Origin of the sequence: Robertmurraya sp. FSL W8-0741 (genome assembly GCF_038004005.1) — a bacterium.
GTDB classification, from domain to species: Bacteria; Bacillota; Bacilli; order Bacillales; family Cytobacillaceae; genus Robertmurraya; species Robertmurraya siralis.
The window spans coordinates 2,965,076-2,979,641 of the sequence record NZ_JBBOQG010000001.1; the positions used below are offsets into that span (position 1 = coordinate 2,965,076).

Genomic DNA, 14,566 nt, shown 5'->3' on the forward strand with positions numbered 1-14,566 from the left:
TGATACTTAATGTAGGTGAATGTGATGCTAGAAGGTTGGTTTGCTTGGTTTATTGTCATTTGGGTTTTCGTGTTCACTGGAGCGATGGCTATTGGTGGTTATTTTATGTTCAGAAAATTCCTGAAAAAACTTCCAAAAGAAGATGGGAAATCGGACATGGAATGGGAAGAATACTACGTAAATCAAACTAGACATTTATGGACTGAAGAGCAAAAGGAATTACTCGAAGATTTAGTAAGTCCTGTTCCTGAACTATTTCGGGATGTAGCAAGGCATAAAATTGCTGGAAAAATTGGTGAGCTCACTTTAAATGAAAAACGGAACAAGGTGACAGAGGACTTAGTTATTCGCGGATACATATTAGCGACACCAAAAAGAGATCATAAATTTCTATTAAAGAAACTGAATGAAAAAAAAATCGATATTACGCCCTATCAGCATTTATTTTAAAAGTTGATAGGGTTAAAGAAAGTCTTGTTTATCATGAATGGGTTCGATTCGGAAGTACACACTGAACGATAACAGCACAATGTCTTGAAGTAGTACTGAACTGAGAACAAAAGCACAGGACGTCGTACAAACTTAAAAGGGGAGTTCTTTCGATATAGGAAACCTATCGTGCTAGCACCTCCAGTCGACTTATCGTAGGTTGTAAAAATTCAAATACCAATGTTTGTTGGGCTTTGGCTGCTTGCGCTGCATGTAGATACACTCACTGAAAGAGTTATACGCAACTGTGAAATCTATATTTCCTCAACAACCAAAAATAGCAAATAGGAGCATATTCATTATGCTCCTATTTGCTATTTTTGATTTAGTTCATCAATTGTTGTGAAAATTCTTGAATACATTTCTTCAATGTGTTCATCAGTCTTTTCATCATTGTACAAACTAATTTCCCATTTTTTTAATGTATCATCTTCTTGTGATGTAAGAACGCCAACAGCATAACTAGTGCCAGCAGTCCAATTCGAGGTCTTGTCGTACTCCAACTCGTTCTCTGTAAAAGGAAGAAAATTGTCAGTTCCAATAAAGAAAAATGGAATTGTTGAATTCAGATAAATATCTGTATATTGGCTTTCAGAGGCCTCTGAAAGCTTATCTTCCCTAATAAAGACCGCATCATAAGACTTTAATTTTTCCGTTGTCATTTCATCAAATGAAACTTCTGTAAATTTAACTTGTTCCTCTTTTACGTCTGGTTGTTCTCCTACTACTGCTATTCTTAATGGATGTCCTTCATACAGTTCGAAGGTTGGGCTTGAAGTACAACTTATTAGTACTACTGATAAAATGAATAAGATAGAAATTATATACCTCTTTCCTTTTAATCTTTTCATATGTAGCCTCCTTTACAATATTTTAACATAATATTCCAAGCTCTTGTTTTAAAATGTAATAATGGGGGTCCAATTCATTTTGCAAATTGAACCCCCATTTGTATTGTCTTTTTTCAATTTTGCACTCAAGAAGCGAACCCGTTAGTTAAAGCCAGCCTCTTGTTATACGGTCTTTGTTGGAACATCGTCAAATAACTGCTGCTGCAGTTTCCGATAGTTTACATACATCGCAATCCTCCAAGGAACGATCATACCAAATGCTAAGATCCAAAACATTCCACCCAATTGACCGACATCGATCGTTGCGCTTAAAACGAGTTTGGCAAGCACTCTGATAACAAGGAGGCTTATTAAAATGTAGATAAACGCTCTCGAGCGTTTTAAATAAATATCATTATCACGAATCTCAAATTTAGATGTTTTAATGAGTAAAATCGAAAATAGCAAGCCTACTGTTACTGCTTCAATCAGTTCTAATGGAGTAACGCGAAACATTGGAAAAATAAACATTAATGCACCCGAACTCATAAAAATAGGTGGCAAAATAATCTTTTTCGCAGATACAGGTTTTTTGGCAGCTTTCATCCGTACAATCATAGCGAAAATCGCCATGAATACCGCCCCAATTGATGTAATGACTACATAGTCCATAGGAGACATCCTTTACTCTTAATTTAAACAGTCCACAGTACCTCAATAAAAAGATTCGACGCTTTTTATCAAGATACTCCCTATCATTATATACTAAATAATGAACAAAAGAGACAAGGATTTGTCTCATCTGAGTGAATTTTACACCATTTTTAAAATACGCACAAAAGCCATTCAAGGCTATTCCCTTAAATGGCTTTTCATTAGCTTAACACCCGGTTGACTGCTTCTACAACTCTTCCTTCATCAAAAGGTTTAACAATAAAATCTTTTGCTCCTGCTTCAATCGACTCAACCACCATTTTTTGCTGTCCCATCGCTGAACACATGATCACTTTCGCATGTGGAAATTCTTTTCTAATTTCCTTTATTGCATCAAGACCGCTCATTTCTGGCATTGTAATATCTAGCGTAACTAGATCTGGAGTGAGCTGTCTGTAAAGTTCAACAGCATCCCTTCCATTTTCGCCTTCACCGACAATCTCATGGTTTGCTTTTGTCAAAATATTCGATAAAGTCATTCTCATAAACTTTGCATCATCGACTATTAATATTCTCGCCATCGTTGTATACCCCCAGAACTAACACAAAAGAATATCCATGATAGATTTATCTTTAACAAAAGCTACTTCACGAAGAAGATATCCTGATGGCTAACTTCTTCCAATTCTAGTAAGTGCATCTATCAACTTCAATTTGCGTTACTAAAAAAATACTTCAACGAATCGATTTCACTAAGTATGATAACCATTAAAAAACAAACAATATTAGCAAATAAAATTTGTTAAAAACAAATAAGCGCTCGCTTTTAAACATGAAATAGATTCAATAATAATATAAAGGAAAAAGTTAGAAACTTCAATGAATAGTATCCGACAAATTTCTTACTAATTTGCCAATTTATATCCAATTACAGTAGCTCTAACAGGGTTAAAAGTCATGTCTTGAAACTATTAAAAGCCGAGAAAACCACCAAATAAACCAGAAAACATAGCAATGATCTTCGTCATCCAATCAAAGAACAGCACAATTCCCATCACAATCATAATATAGCCACCAATTTTCATGATTAAAATATTATGCTTCCTGATCCACTTCATTTTTCCAATGAAGAAAGAAAGGACAAAAAACGGAATCGCGAATCCAAGAATATAGGCGATCATATAAACAAGTGCGGAGCTAGGATTAGCTGCTGCTAAAGCGATGACCGACATTAAGATTGGACCTGTGCACGGAGTCCAACCTGCTGCAAACGCAATCCCAATTAAAATAGAACCAAAGTAGCCAGAGGGTCTATTTTTAAATTCAAATTTTCGATCCTTCATTAAAAACTCAGGATTTAATATTCCGACAACCATAAGGCCAAAGAACACGATCAAAATCGCTCCTAATTGGCGAATAAGGTCTTTATATTGAGTATAAAATTCCCCAATGAAACTTGTACTAAAGCCTATCGCTATAAAAATAACCGAAAATCCTAATAGGAAAAAAAGCGTGTGTAAAAGGCTCCTTCTTTGCAGCATTGCATTCTCATTTTTTAATTCACCCACTGACATTCCCGTAATATAAGAGAGAAACGCCGGGTATAATGGCAAGCAGCAAGGTGAAATAAAACTAAGGAAGCCAGCCCCGAATGCAAGAAAGACGTTCACATCTGTCATGACAACAACTCCTGAAAATGGTCTTTTTACTTATCCATTTTAACAAATATCCCTTTAAAATGATATGAAATAGAATATGAACATCCTGTGTCAATCTTACATTCCACTTAACCTACCACATCCTCCAACTTTTCCGTAACACCGTTTTGTAGTAAATACATTTTATGGTATAATCCTTTTTTAGCTAACAATTCCTGATGTGTTCCTCTCTCGACGATCTCTCCATGATGCAACACAAGAATGAGATTCGCATCTTGAATAGTGGAAAGGCGATGGGCAATGGCGATCGTTGTTCGTCCCTCCCGCATGCGAGCCAAAGCTATCTGAATCGCTTCCTCTGTCTCTGTGTCAATGTTGGCAGTCGCCTCATCAAGCACTAAAACCTTCGGATTAGCAGCAATCGTACGCGCAAAAGCAATCAATTGCCGCTGACCACTCGAAAGAGTCGAACCACGTTCCACCACTTGGTGTTCAAATCCATTATCAAGTTTCTCTATAAAGTGATGCGCCTGAACAAATTCAGCTGCCTCTACAATTTCTTCCTCTGTTATTTCACCATTGTGAAGCCGGATATTTTCCTTGATAGTCCCGTAGAATAAAAATGGATCTTGAAGAACAAGGCCTATTTTTGCTCTTAATTCATCCTGTGGGTAACTTCTAATCGATTTTCCATCGATAAGTATTTCTCCGCGCTCAAATTCATAAAATCGCATCATTAAATTGATAATCGAGCTTTTCCCGCTGCCAGTGTGTCCGACAAGTGCTACTGTTTCACCCGGTCTTGCGACAAATGAAATATTCTTTAAAACATCTCTTTTTCCATCATAAGAAAAACTGACATTTTTAAATTCAATTTGACCGTTCGTAATTTTTCCTCCTGTTAGGGCCTGCTGTGGTGCTAATTCTTCTTCATCTAATAATGTAAAAACTCTTGAAGCCGCTACAATCGCTTGTTGGTATAAAGAAAGTCGAGCCATTAAATTGTTAACCGGCTCAAAAAAACGATCAAGATAATTAATAAACGCGTACAAAACTCCAATTTCGACAGGACTGTCAAATGAAGTAATGCCGAAGAAGCTTAAAACTAAAATAAGCGCACCAATATAAACTAAATCAATAGCAGGTCGGAGCAATAATCCATCCACACGAATATTTTTCATGCCAGCAAAAAAATGCTTCTCATTTATATCCTCGAATTCTTTCCGAAGCCTTTTTTCCTGTCTAAAAACTTGGATTACGCCCATTCCTTGAATGGATTCACTAAGCTTTGCATTAAGCTGGCTTAACCTTTCTCTCATATCATGGTAAAACTTTGAACTCAAACGTCTATAAGTACGAATAATAAAATAAAGAACCGGCAGAATCAATAAGCAAAATAGTGCAAGCTTTACATTGAGTACAAACATTGCAATTAAGATTCCACCCATTAAAAAACCGCTTTGAATAAACGTAACAAGGACAGTCACAAACATTTCTTTAATCGCTTCTGTATCATTTGTTACCCTTGATACGATGCTGCCAGCTGGTGTTTTATCAAAGTACCTCAATCCTAATGATTGCACTTTCGCAAAAACGTCCACTCTCATTGCTTGAATGATTTTCAAAGCAATTTCTTGAAACTTTAGAAGTTGAAAGTATGAAACAAGCACATTTATAATTTGTATGCCCATGTAGGAAGCCCCAAGAATAAGGAGCGGTTCAAAAACAATATTCCTTGGTCTTAAGTAATCATCTATAAAAATGGACACGAGAATAGGCCCAAGAATATCTCCAACTGTTGCGATGAGAAGCAGCATAAAAGCAAGTACAATCGTCTTTACATGAGGCTTTGTGTATGCAAGTAGGCGGAGTAAGACCCGTCTTTGCTCACTGCTACTGTTATTTTCCATAAAGTGAACCTCCCTGCTCCACGAGTTCTTCTAACTGCTGACGTACATACATTTCCTTATACCAACCATCCATTTCCATTAACTCCTCATGGGTACCTCTTTCTAAAATTTTGCCTTCATCCAATACGACGATAAGATTTGCGTGTTGAATAGCGCTCAAACGATGTGCTGTAATGATCGTTGTTTTCCCTTCCCTTTCATGTTTTAACGCATGTAAGATCTCTTCCTCCGTTTTCGCATCAACAGCAGATAAAGAATCGTCTAATATTAATACTTCCGGTTGCAATAACAGAGCTCTGGCAATCGATATACGCTGCTTCTGACCGCCGGAAAGAGAAACTCCTCTTTCGCCAACAATCGTGTCATAACCATCTGTAAATTCAAGAATATCATCATGAATATTAGCAATTTTAGCGGCCTTAAAAATTTTTTCCTCGTCAATCAAGGGGTTGGTAAAGGCAATATTTTCACGAATCGTAGCTGAAAATAAAAAATGGTCTTGAGGTACATAACCGATTGCCTCTCTTAATTTCTTTATTTTATATTCAGTGATCGCTCTTCCCCCAAAAGTAACTTTGCCATTTTTCAAATCAAACTCACGAATAAGAAGCTTTAATAATGTTGTCTTTCCTGCACCTGTTTTTCCTACAATCCCTAATGTTTCGCCTTGTTTTAAAGAAAAACGAACATCCTGCAAAACGGGTTCTTTTTCACCCGGATATATAAATGTTGCAATTTGAAAGCCAATCTTTCCACTCGGAATCAAATCAAGCGCGTCCTTCTGTTCTAATACCTCTGTCTTTTCAGCTAATAACCGGGAAACACGGTCATAGGAAGCTCTGCCTCTTTCTACAATATTAAAAAGCCAACCAAACGCAAGCATTGGCCAAATCAACAACCCTAAGTAAGTTGTAAAGGAAATAAGTTCACCTATCGTAATCTCATCATTTAATACATAACGCGCCCCAAAGACAATGGAAAGAAAAAAGGAGATTCCTACTACAATTGATATCGTTGGGTCAAAGAGAGAATCAATTTTGGCGACAGAAATATTCTTTTTAACCACATCGTCAGATTGTCTGCGAAAATCCTCAATATCCTCTTTTTCCTGCCCAAATGTTTTTAGGACTTTAATCCCACTTATACTTTCCTGTGTTTTATCGTTAAGAGCAGAAAATGCCTCTTGTGCTTTATGAAAGCGGCGGTGCAGCAAATTTCCATACCAGCTCGTCAAAATCGCCATTAATGGCATTGGAATAAGGGCAATGAGGGTCAACTTCCAGCTAATTGTCGCTGCCATTGCAATAATGACAAAGCCTCCGGTTGCCAAAGAATCTACTAAGGTTAGCACCCCGGATCCTGCTGTTTGCTGAATTGCCTGCAAGTCATTTGTGGCATGCGCCATCAAGTCCCCTGTTCTTTTTCTTTGATAGAACGATTGCGACATATTTGTAAAATGATCAAATAATTGCTTTCGCAGCTGGCGTGCCAGCTTCACCGCAGAACCGAAAATCATAATTCGCCAATAATAGCGCAGAACGTACATAGAAAGACCTGCGCCTACAAGCAGTCCTATCCATAACAATAGCTTGCCTGCTGCTAACGTTCCTTGGTCAATTTCATCTACGACAATGCCAATAATTTTCGGTGGTACAAGCTGTAAAAAAGCTACCATCAGTAAGAGGACAATCCCCGTTATGTATGCTTTTTTTTCTTGCTTAAAAAACCAGGATAATTGTAAAAAAACTTTCATTCTTTTGTCCTCCGTCAACAAAATACTGATTATTTGTGATGCGAAATGTTCATCTGTAACAGATAGCGATATTCTTGAAAGAAGATTCTGAATTTTAGTCAACTAACGTAGTTTAACAAATAATATTGCATTTAGAAAGACTATTTTTCATTTTGTAATGACTTGTTCTTTGCTAAAATTCAACTTCTTCATTCATACATATTTTCCGCAATTAGAACATTTGTTCTATTTTAACATATCAATCATTTTTAAGCTAGTGATTTTTATGTGCAAAATAAAAACCACCTTATCATCAAGATAAAGTGGCTTCAATTTCATTCTTTTATTTTCCTTGCTGCTTGTTCATCGCAGCCATCATTTGATTGATTTTCTTCTGGGATGGTTTTTGCCCCATTTGCATCATCATCATTTTAAGCATTTGTTCATTGATTGGCGGATTTTTCTTCAAGTAGCTCATCATATATCTACGAGCGATGAAAAATCCTAACGCTACTCCACCAAGCAGAGCAACTACGATTAGTAGATATCCCCACCAAACCATTTTATTTCCTCCTTCATGTTGTCTATCATACAGTGTACTAGACCAAAGGCTATTATACAATATTTGCACCAAATTTTCCTACCTTTATGAAAGGTTTTCGGAAATTTAATCATTATTCAATCGTTTTGCCTACTTACAACCGACTTCGATCACTTAAATCTAATCGTTTAAACAAATTTCCGTTCCTTTATAGGCTTCAACCAACCATAACGATCATTCAATAAATCGATTGCTAAGAAAGCTCCTTCATTTTTCCGTAAAACTTCAAAAAAGCATGTTTCTGCTTCATAACTGCCTTTGGCATCAATGGTTAAATAGCGATCAAAAATTTCTAGTTTGGCGAAGCTGCTTTTACCATAAGAAATTTGATAGATCCCGTTCTCAAACGAATATCCAGCCGTATTTTGCAATTGTTGTTGAATGTATTGATGAAGTCTGATACTAGGAATAGGCTTTGTAATATAAATAATTTGTTTAGTAATGATCGAATACAATTCTCCATAGGCCGATTCGTATTCCTTAAAAAGTTGAAAAAACATAGACTCTCTTCCAAAATAATGGGAGGCAAATTCATCTGTAATTATGTATAATTGATAACTTCTCAACCATATCTCCTCCTTCTTTCACATCCTTTCTTTCATTATAGTAAAAATTAAAGCGGATGTTTGTCTTAAATAGTTGAAAAATTCCGCTTTTTTTGTCGAAATCATTGTAAATCACTCATTTCCTTTGAAAAACGATGACCGATTCGCAAATAACGAATCGGCCATGCTATAAAACGAGCTATTTTTTATTGATTGAGTAATGATTTCACACGCGCCACAACATTTTGAACTGTAAAACCATATTCCTCCATAATTTTCTCTCCTGGAGCAGATGCACCAAATTGATCGATAGCCAAGACATCTCCCTCATCACCAGTATATCGGTGCCATCCGAGCGAAGTAGCCATTTCAATTCCTAAACGTTTCTTAACATTTTTCGGAATAACACTTTCTTTATATTCCTTTGTCTGTTGTTCAAAACGATGCCATGAAGGCATGCTTACAACAGATGCATGGATTCCTTCATTTTGCAGAGATTTTTGCGCTTCAACCGCTAATGATACTTCTGATCCTGAGGCAAGTAGAAGTACATCAGGAGTTTCCGTATTAGCAGGTGAAACAACATAAGCTCCCTTCGATACACCTTCGTATGCCTTATCTGCTGTACCATTCAATGTAGGTAAGTTTTGACGTGTCAGTACAAGGGCTGTTGGACGAGTAGTCGATTCTACAGCAAGCTTCCATGCAGCAGCTGTTTCATTTCCATCAGCAGGGCGCAACACATCAAGATTTGGCATTGCTCTTAAGCTGGCTAAATGTTCAACCGGTTCATGTGTCGGTCCATCTTCGCCGACCGCAATACTATCATGTGTAAATACATAAGTAACAGGCAAATTCATCAGAGCTGCCAAACGAATAGCAGGACGCAAGTAGTCAGAGAAGACAAAGAACGTTCCGCCAAATACTTTTAAACCTCCATGAAGAGCCATTCCGTTCATCGCAGCCCCCATTGCGAATTCACGAACGCCAAACCAAATATTTCTTCCTTCATATGATTCAGGTGTAAAATCTCCAACACCTTTAATCGTAGTTTTATTTGAACCTGCTAAATCAGCAGAGCCCCCAATTAAATACGGAAGGTTTTTCGCAATGGCATTTAATGCCTCACCAGAAGATGCGCGGCTTGCTAGACTCTTACCTTCTTCATAAACTGGCAGATCCTTATCCCAACCCTCAACCAAATCGCCACTATTAGCAGTTTCGAATTGAACGGCTAATTCTGGATATTCTACTTTATATGAAGCATAAAGAGCATTCCATTCTTTTTCTTTCTTTTCGCCATTTTCAACAACCAGCTTTTTAAACTGTTCATACACTTCATTCGGTACATGAAAATCCTCTTCAAAAGTCCAATTATACGCTTCCTTTGTTAGCTTTAACTCATCTGCCCCTAAAGGAGCACCATGAACATCTGACTTACCGGACTTGTTTGGTGAACCGTAGCCAATAACTGTTCTAACTTCAATCATGGTTGGATGAGTTTGATCATTTTTTGCTTCCTCAATCGCTTTTGCAATCGCTTCAAGATCATTTCCATCTTCCACGCGAATATATTGCCATCCATACGATTTAAATCGTTTCTCAATGCTTTCTGAGAATGAACGATCTAAATCACCATCAAGAGAAATATCATTTGAATCATAGAGGACAACAAGTTTACCCAGTTGTAAATGACCGGCTAGTGAGGCGGCTTCAGCTGAAACTCCCTCCATTAAATCACCATCGCCACAAATGCTATATGTATAATGATCAACAAGCTCATAATTATCTTTATTATAGACAGCTGCCAAATGCCTTTCTGCCATTGCCATTCCAACGGCCATAGAAATTCCTTGACCAAGCGGGCCTGTCGTTGCATCAACTCCTGGAGTGTGACCATATTCAGGGTGTCCAGGAGTTTTGCTTCCCCACTGACGGAATTGTTTTAAATCTTCGATAGTAAGATTATAACCTGACAAATGTAAAAGGCTATATAAAAGCATGGAACCATGTCCAGCAGATAATACAAACCGATCCCGGTTAAACCAATGTGGATTTTTCGGATTATGGTTCATATATCTCGTCCAAAGTGTATATGCCATTGGGGCAGCTCCCATCGGCATACCAGGATGCCCTGAATTCGCCTTTTCAATCGCATCAATGGATAATGTTCTTATTGCGTTAACCGATAATGCATCTACTTGTCCAAACATTTGTTCTATCCCTCCTAATTATTCCAAACCTAAGTGAATTTTCGATCATAAGCAACTGTTTTATTACCTCGTATGTCTATCATTTCTAAACAAAAGGAAATCCACTCTACTTATTAAATATATAGCGGACGATTTGTTTTCTCAACAAAAAAGTGCAATTTGTTCCTATTTTTCCACTTTTGAATACAATTCTAAGTGTCCATAACAAAAAGGAATACAGTACACTGCATTCCTCAAAAAATTAGTGAAGTTTGTTTCTTTTTTGATATTCCTTAAGTTTTTTTGGAGTAACATCATTCCCTTTTGGATCAATAATTGTAACGCCCTTTAGCGTATTTAACATTGACGAACGAAAAGTTTCCAAATACTCTTTTCTAAGTGCAGATTGCTCCTTCGCTTCTTCCTCAGTTAAACTCCCTTGCTTCGCCTTTTTAGCTAATTCATTAATTCTGGCCAACTTTTCTTTTGACAGCATAATTAAGCTCCTTTTTATGTTTGTTACATCTATAGATTCTTCATAATATTCGTGTCTTCATTCTATGCCCAAACTAGTAAATTTCATATTACTAGAATCTATAAGTGATTACAAGCAAAGAGCCTAGTTTTCATGTTTGTTGACATCATCCATATATTCCTTATATCTACGATGAACGGTCGCTTTTGAGACTGAATATCCAAAACCTCTTAATGTCGCAGCAATCTCAGCAAAAGTCAACTCATTTCTGCGCAAGCGAATGATTTCTTCTAAAGGTACCTCCAACTTTTCTCTACCACTGTTGAAACCAAGATTTTTAAGGTTTCTTTGAGGTTCGTAACCATCTTTAACAGCCCGCTTCATGCCTCTTTTAATTTTACTATTATGTAATTTCCTTTGGTATTCTTCCACCATTGCAACAATTTGTAAAACCATTGAATCCGATTCGGAGATTTGCAGCTCTCCGTTGTGAGCAATTGAAAAAAGAGAAACGCCCTCTTTCATAATACAATGAAGCAAGGCAATTTTCGCATTGCCTCTTCCCAGTCTTGTTTCATCTTGAATAAGAACAATTTTTACATCTTGATCTTTAATGATAGAAAGCATCTCCAAGATGCCTTCACGCTCATAATCATAGCCGCTCGCTTTTTCTTTTATCACTTTAATAACGTCAAGATGATATTGTTGAGCTAAGGTCAATAATTCTTCTTCCTGTCTTGCCAATGATGTTTCTTGGGTATCCTTATTTGTACTAACACGGCAGTAAATAATTGCTTTCATTGAATTATTTCTATTCATCTTCTCGGCTGCTGGCAATATATAATCCATCTTTCTTAACCGGAATGACGATAGAGTCTCCTACATAGATTGTCTCATCAATTTCATTCGCGTTTTTTACCCACTTGATAAATTCAGCAGGAGAAAGCTGATGTTCGTCAGCGTACGTTTCCGCAAACTTCCATAAGGAATCCCCTTCCTCAACTTTAATTGTTAAATAATCTTCCTCTATAGAAGTAGGCGTTTTTTCTGCCAACACAAATGCGAGTACAAAGCTCAAACCAATTAATAGAATTGCGTAACAATATTGATTCCATAGTTTCTTCATCTTTCACACCTCAAACTAAGAATATATGTTCGTTATTAATTTCATTATAATACGAACGTTTGTTTCTAGTCAATAAAAAGTTCGAACTTATGTTTGTATCAGTTGGAAATACATGCTATAATCAAAGCAAGAAATAGAATTCGAGGTGTGTAATATGGTAAAGCTATCAAAAAGACAGCAAGATATTCTTGAATTTATAAAAGACGAGGTCAAGCTAAAGGGATATCCGCCATCCGTAAGAGAAATCGGTGAAGCTGTTGGCCTCGCATCTAGCTCAACCGTTCACGGGCATTTAGCTAGACTCGAGAGCAAGGGGCTCATCCGCCGGGACCCAACGAAACCACGTGCGATTGAAATTTTAGAAGCTGATGAAGAAGCAAATATTCCGAAAAGTAGAGTAGTAAATGTACCCATTGTCGGAAAAGTTACTGCCGGACTGCCGATTACGGCAATCGAAAATGTGGAGGAGTATTTTCCATTGCCTGAGCGCTTTGCAGCAGACGACGAACATGTATTTATGCTTGAGATTATGGGAGAAAGTATGATCGAAGCCGGGATTTTGGACGGTGACTATGTCATTGTTAGGCAACAGCAATCTGCCAGTAATGGAGACATTGTGGTAGCAATGACTGAAGAAGATGAAGCAACGGTAAAACGCTTCTTCAAAGAAAAAGATTATATTCGTTTGCAGCCTGAAAACTCAACGATGGAACCGATTATTTTGAGAAACGTCTCCATTTTAGGAAAAGTTATCGGTGTTTACCGTCATATACACTAATCTTATCAATCTCTTAAAGCAGGTTATCCTGCTTTTTTTGTTCCTTTTGAATAATTTTTCTTCGTTTACTACATATTAAAAGAAAAAATTTTGAAAGGGTTTTTATATGAGCACTCTTATTTCTCAATTTCTAGTCAGCTTACTCTCTTCTTCTCTTGATATGAAGTATAACTTAAATTGGCATCGCAAACTCATTCTTCTCTTTATTCCCCTTTTTATCTTTTTTGCTTTTTTGCAAACAGAATATTTGCTTAAGAGAATAGAGATAAAACAATCGACAGAAACTAAAAAATAACTGGGAAAAGTTTAGCAATATTATCCGCTCTAGGCTGACTGCAAACAAATAAGTCGAAGACGTGAAGAACTAAAGACTACTAAAGGGCAACGATTACTTTTTCTTATCCCTCAATCATTAAAATTTTAACATTTGCAAAATCACCGGAGCACCTTTCGGGGGCACGTCTTCTGTTTTTAATGTAATTTCTCCTTTTTGCACTGCGTAGCAGTCCTTCGGCTGCAACACTCCGTTAATAAAAAGATTCATATATGATACTTGCGAGGGGGCAAGAATTACCTGCTTCCCTAATTCAGGAATTCCATCTACTTCTTTGTATGATTTTGATTCTCCATCTGAAACGGTGTAGTATTCGTATACTTCCACTTTTTTAGGAAGATGATGGCGGGAGATGACAGGAGGAATTAACGGAATGGTCAAAAAGGGTTTGATAAAATGATTGCGATCCCTATTTTTAGATGCCACCTTTTCTTTCCTCCTTTATGCTCACGATACATGCCTTTTTCAACATTATATAAATAGGTCGAGATTATGTGCTTGGTCTTACATTATCTATACGTAAGTTTAGTCAATAAATGACAACAGGCATAATATAGTAAAAACTTGGAAAGGAGGAGTTACCTTGCCCCTGCAGATTATGAAACTAGCAATTAGTGCAACTTCGACGATTAGCACATTTCCAACTGTTGAAAGATTCTTCACTGAAGCGGCAGAACAAGTTACTGGCGATGGTACTTTAACGATTGCGGTTGAGGATTTCTGGACTGACACTGGAGCAGCAGCAGACACACTTCCAGAATTAACGGCTGACAATAGCTACATTAATGTTTATATAAATGGTGTGCTGCAAATGGATGACTTAATTGCCTACACGCCAGGTGCTACTGGTGTAGGACAATTAGTGATAACTGTTCCTACTGGTTCAACAATTGAAGCAGCATCTCCAGTCGTCCTAGTTGTCACAAACTTTGCGCCAACAAGCGATACAACGATTATCACCTAAGTAAATCTCACCTCTGAAAATGATATTTCAGGGGTTTGTTTTTTTGCATATTACCATTTAATACGCATCAAAAAAAACAGATGCCTGTCAAAAAACCCTTCAGTTTAACGGAAAAGCGTGCGAGACCAAGCATCACACGAAATGAGGCAAAAATCGTTTTATCAACAATTCTGTTAATAAAGCTTATCTAATAAAGTTTATATTGATGCTTCATAAAATATTGAATATAATTTATGAAATGCCTCTGTAGCTCTAGAAGGGAAGAGCGCCGGAAAACA

At 37.1% G+C, this 14,566-nt stretch carries 16 protein-coding genes; 3 read left to right on the top strand and 13 right to left on the bottom strand.

Annotated features, from left to right (window positions below; translation table 11 throughout):
* Window positions 1–24: 24 nt before the first annotated feature.
* Entirely contained in the window at window positions 25–450 is a 426-nt protein-coding gene (locus NST02_RS14390; protein WP_340949186.1) for a DUF2621 domain-containing protein, read from the top strand.
* A 353-nt stretch (window positions 451–803) separates the two neighbouring features.
* On the opposite strand, the gene NST02_RS14395 is transcribed toward NST02_RS14390, so the two are convergent.
* The 12 genes from NST02_RS14395 to yneA form a co-directional block, all read right to left on the bottom strand.
* Window positions 804–1,340 carry a hypothetical protein gene (locus NST02_RS14395; protein WP_340949188.1) on the bottom strand — a complete coding sequence of 179 codons (537 nt, stop codon included), beginning with the start codon at window positions 1,338–1,340 and terminating at the stop codon, window positions 804–806.
* A 162-nt stretch (window positions 1,341–1,502) separates the two neighbouring features.
* Entirely contained in the window at window positions 1,503–1,991 is a 489-nt protein-coding gene (locus tag NST02_RS14400; RefSeq protein WP_095308385.1) for a CcdC family protein, read from the bottom strand.
* A gap of 203 nt (window positions 1,992–2,194) precedes the next feature.
* Complete coding sequence (locus NST02_RS14405) at window positions 2,195–2,554, bottom strand: response regulator (protein ID WP_137744169.1); 360 nt, start codon at window positions 2,552–2,554, stop codon at window positions 2,195–2,197.
* Between the two features lie 390 nt (window positions 2,555–2,944).
* Window positions 2,945–3,652, bottom strand: coding sequence for a cytochrome c biogenesis CcdA family protein (locus tag NST02_RS14410; protein WP_212933475.1), 708 nt, complete (start codon window positions 3,650–3,652; stop codon window positions 2,945–2,947).
* A gap of 107 nt (window positions 3,653–3,759) precedes the next feature.
* Window positions 3,760–5,541 carry an ABC transporter ATP-binding protein gene (locus NST02_RS14415; protein ID WP_340949194.1) on the bottom strand — a complete coding sequence of 594 codons (1,782 nt, stop codon included), beginning with the start codon at window positions 5,539–5,541 and terminating at the stop codon, window positions 3,760–3,762.
* Window positions 5,531–7,294: an ABC transporter transmembrane domain-containing protein gene (locus NST02_RS14420; RefSeq protein ID WP_137744166.1), complete on the bottom strand. Its 1,764-nt coding sequence runs from the start codon at window positions 7,292–7,294 to the stop codon at window positions 5,531–5,533. Before NST02_RS14420 ends, NST02_RS14415 begins: the two co-directional genes overlap by 11 nt.
* A 322-nt stretch (window positions 7,295–7,616) precedes the next feature.
* Window positions 7,617–7,835 carry a YneF family protein gene (locus NST02_RS14425; protein WP_095308355.1) on the bottom strand — a complete coding sequence of 73 codons (219 nt, stop codon included), beginning with the start codon at window positions 7,833–7,835 and terminating at the stop codon, window positions 7,617–7,619.
* Between the two features lie 167 nt (window positions 7,836–8,002).
* On the bottom strand, window positions 8,003–8,440 hold the full coding sequence (gene sirA / locus NST02_RS14430; protein WP_095308347.1) for a sporulation inhibitor of replication protein SirA: 438 nt from the start codon (window positions 8,438–8,440) through the stop codon (window positions 8,003–8,005).
* Between the two features lie 185 nt (window positions 8,441–8,625).
* The gene (tkt, locus tag NST02_RS14435) at window positions 8,626–10,632 is read right to left on the bottom strand and encodes a transketolase (protein ID WP_137744165.1); all 2,007 of its coding nucleotides are present in this window, start codon (window positions 10,630–10,632) and stop codon (window positions 8,626–8,628) included.
* A 241-nt stretch (window positions 10,633–10,873) separates the two neighbouring features.
* Window positions 10,874–11,107 (bottom strand): DUF896 domain-containing protein, encoded by a 234-nt coding sequence (locus NST02_RS14440; RefSeq protein ID WP_212933471.1) that lies wholly within the window; start codon window positions 11,105–11,107, stop codon window positions 10,874–10,876.
* Window positions 11,108–11,230: 123 nt separating this feature from the next.
* The gene (locus tag NST02_RS14445) at window positions 11,231–11,887 is read right to left on the bottom strand and encodes a YneB family resolvase-like protein (RefSeq protein ID WP_095308727.1); all 657 of its coding nucleotides are present in this window, start codon (window positions 11,885–11,887) and stop codon (window positions 11,231–11,233) included.
* Window positions 11,888–11,897: 10 nt separating this feature from the next.
* Window positions 11,898–12,212, bottom strand: coding sequence for a cell division suppressor protein YneA (yneA, locus tag NST02_RS14450; protein ID WP_095308327.1), 315 nt, complete (start codon window positions 12,210–12,212; stop codon window positions 11,898–11,900).
* Between the two features lie 154 nt (window positions 12,213–12,366).
* On the opposite strand from yneA, the gene lexA reads away from it, so the two are divergent.
* Window positions 12,367–12,990 carry a transcriptional repressor LexA gene (gene lexA / locus NST02_RS14455; RefSeq protein ID WP_095308320.1) on the top strand — a complete coding sequence of 208 codons (624 nt, stop codon included), beginning with the start codon at window positions 12,367–12,369 and terminating at the stop codon, window positions 12,988–12,990.
* A gap of 412 nt (window positions 12,991–13,402) precedes the next feature.
* On the opposite strand, the gene NST02_RS14460 is transcribed toward lexA, so the two are convergent.
* Complete coding sequence (locus NST02_RS14460) at window positions 13,403–13,750, bottom strand: DUF4183 domain-containing protein (protein WP_137744163.1); 348 nt, start codon at window positions 13,748–13,750, stop codon at window positions 13,403–13,405.
* Window positions 13,751–13,907: 157 nt separating this feature from the next.
* On the opposite strand from NST02_RS14460, the gene NST02_RS14465 reads away from it, so the two are divergent.
* Entirely contained in the window at window positions 13,908–14,288 is a 381-nt protein-coding gene (locus tag NST02_RS14465; RefSeq protein ID WP_095308308.1) for a DUF4183 domain-containing protein, read from the top strand.
* Window positions 14,289–14,566: the final 278 nt, after the last annotated feature.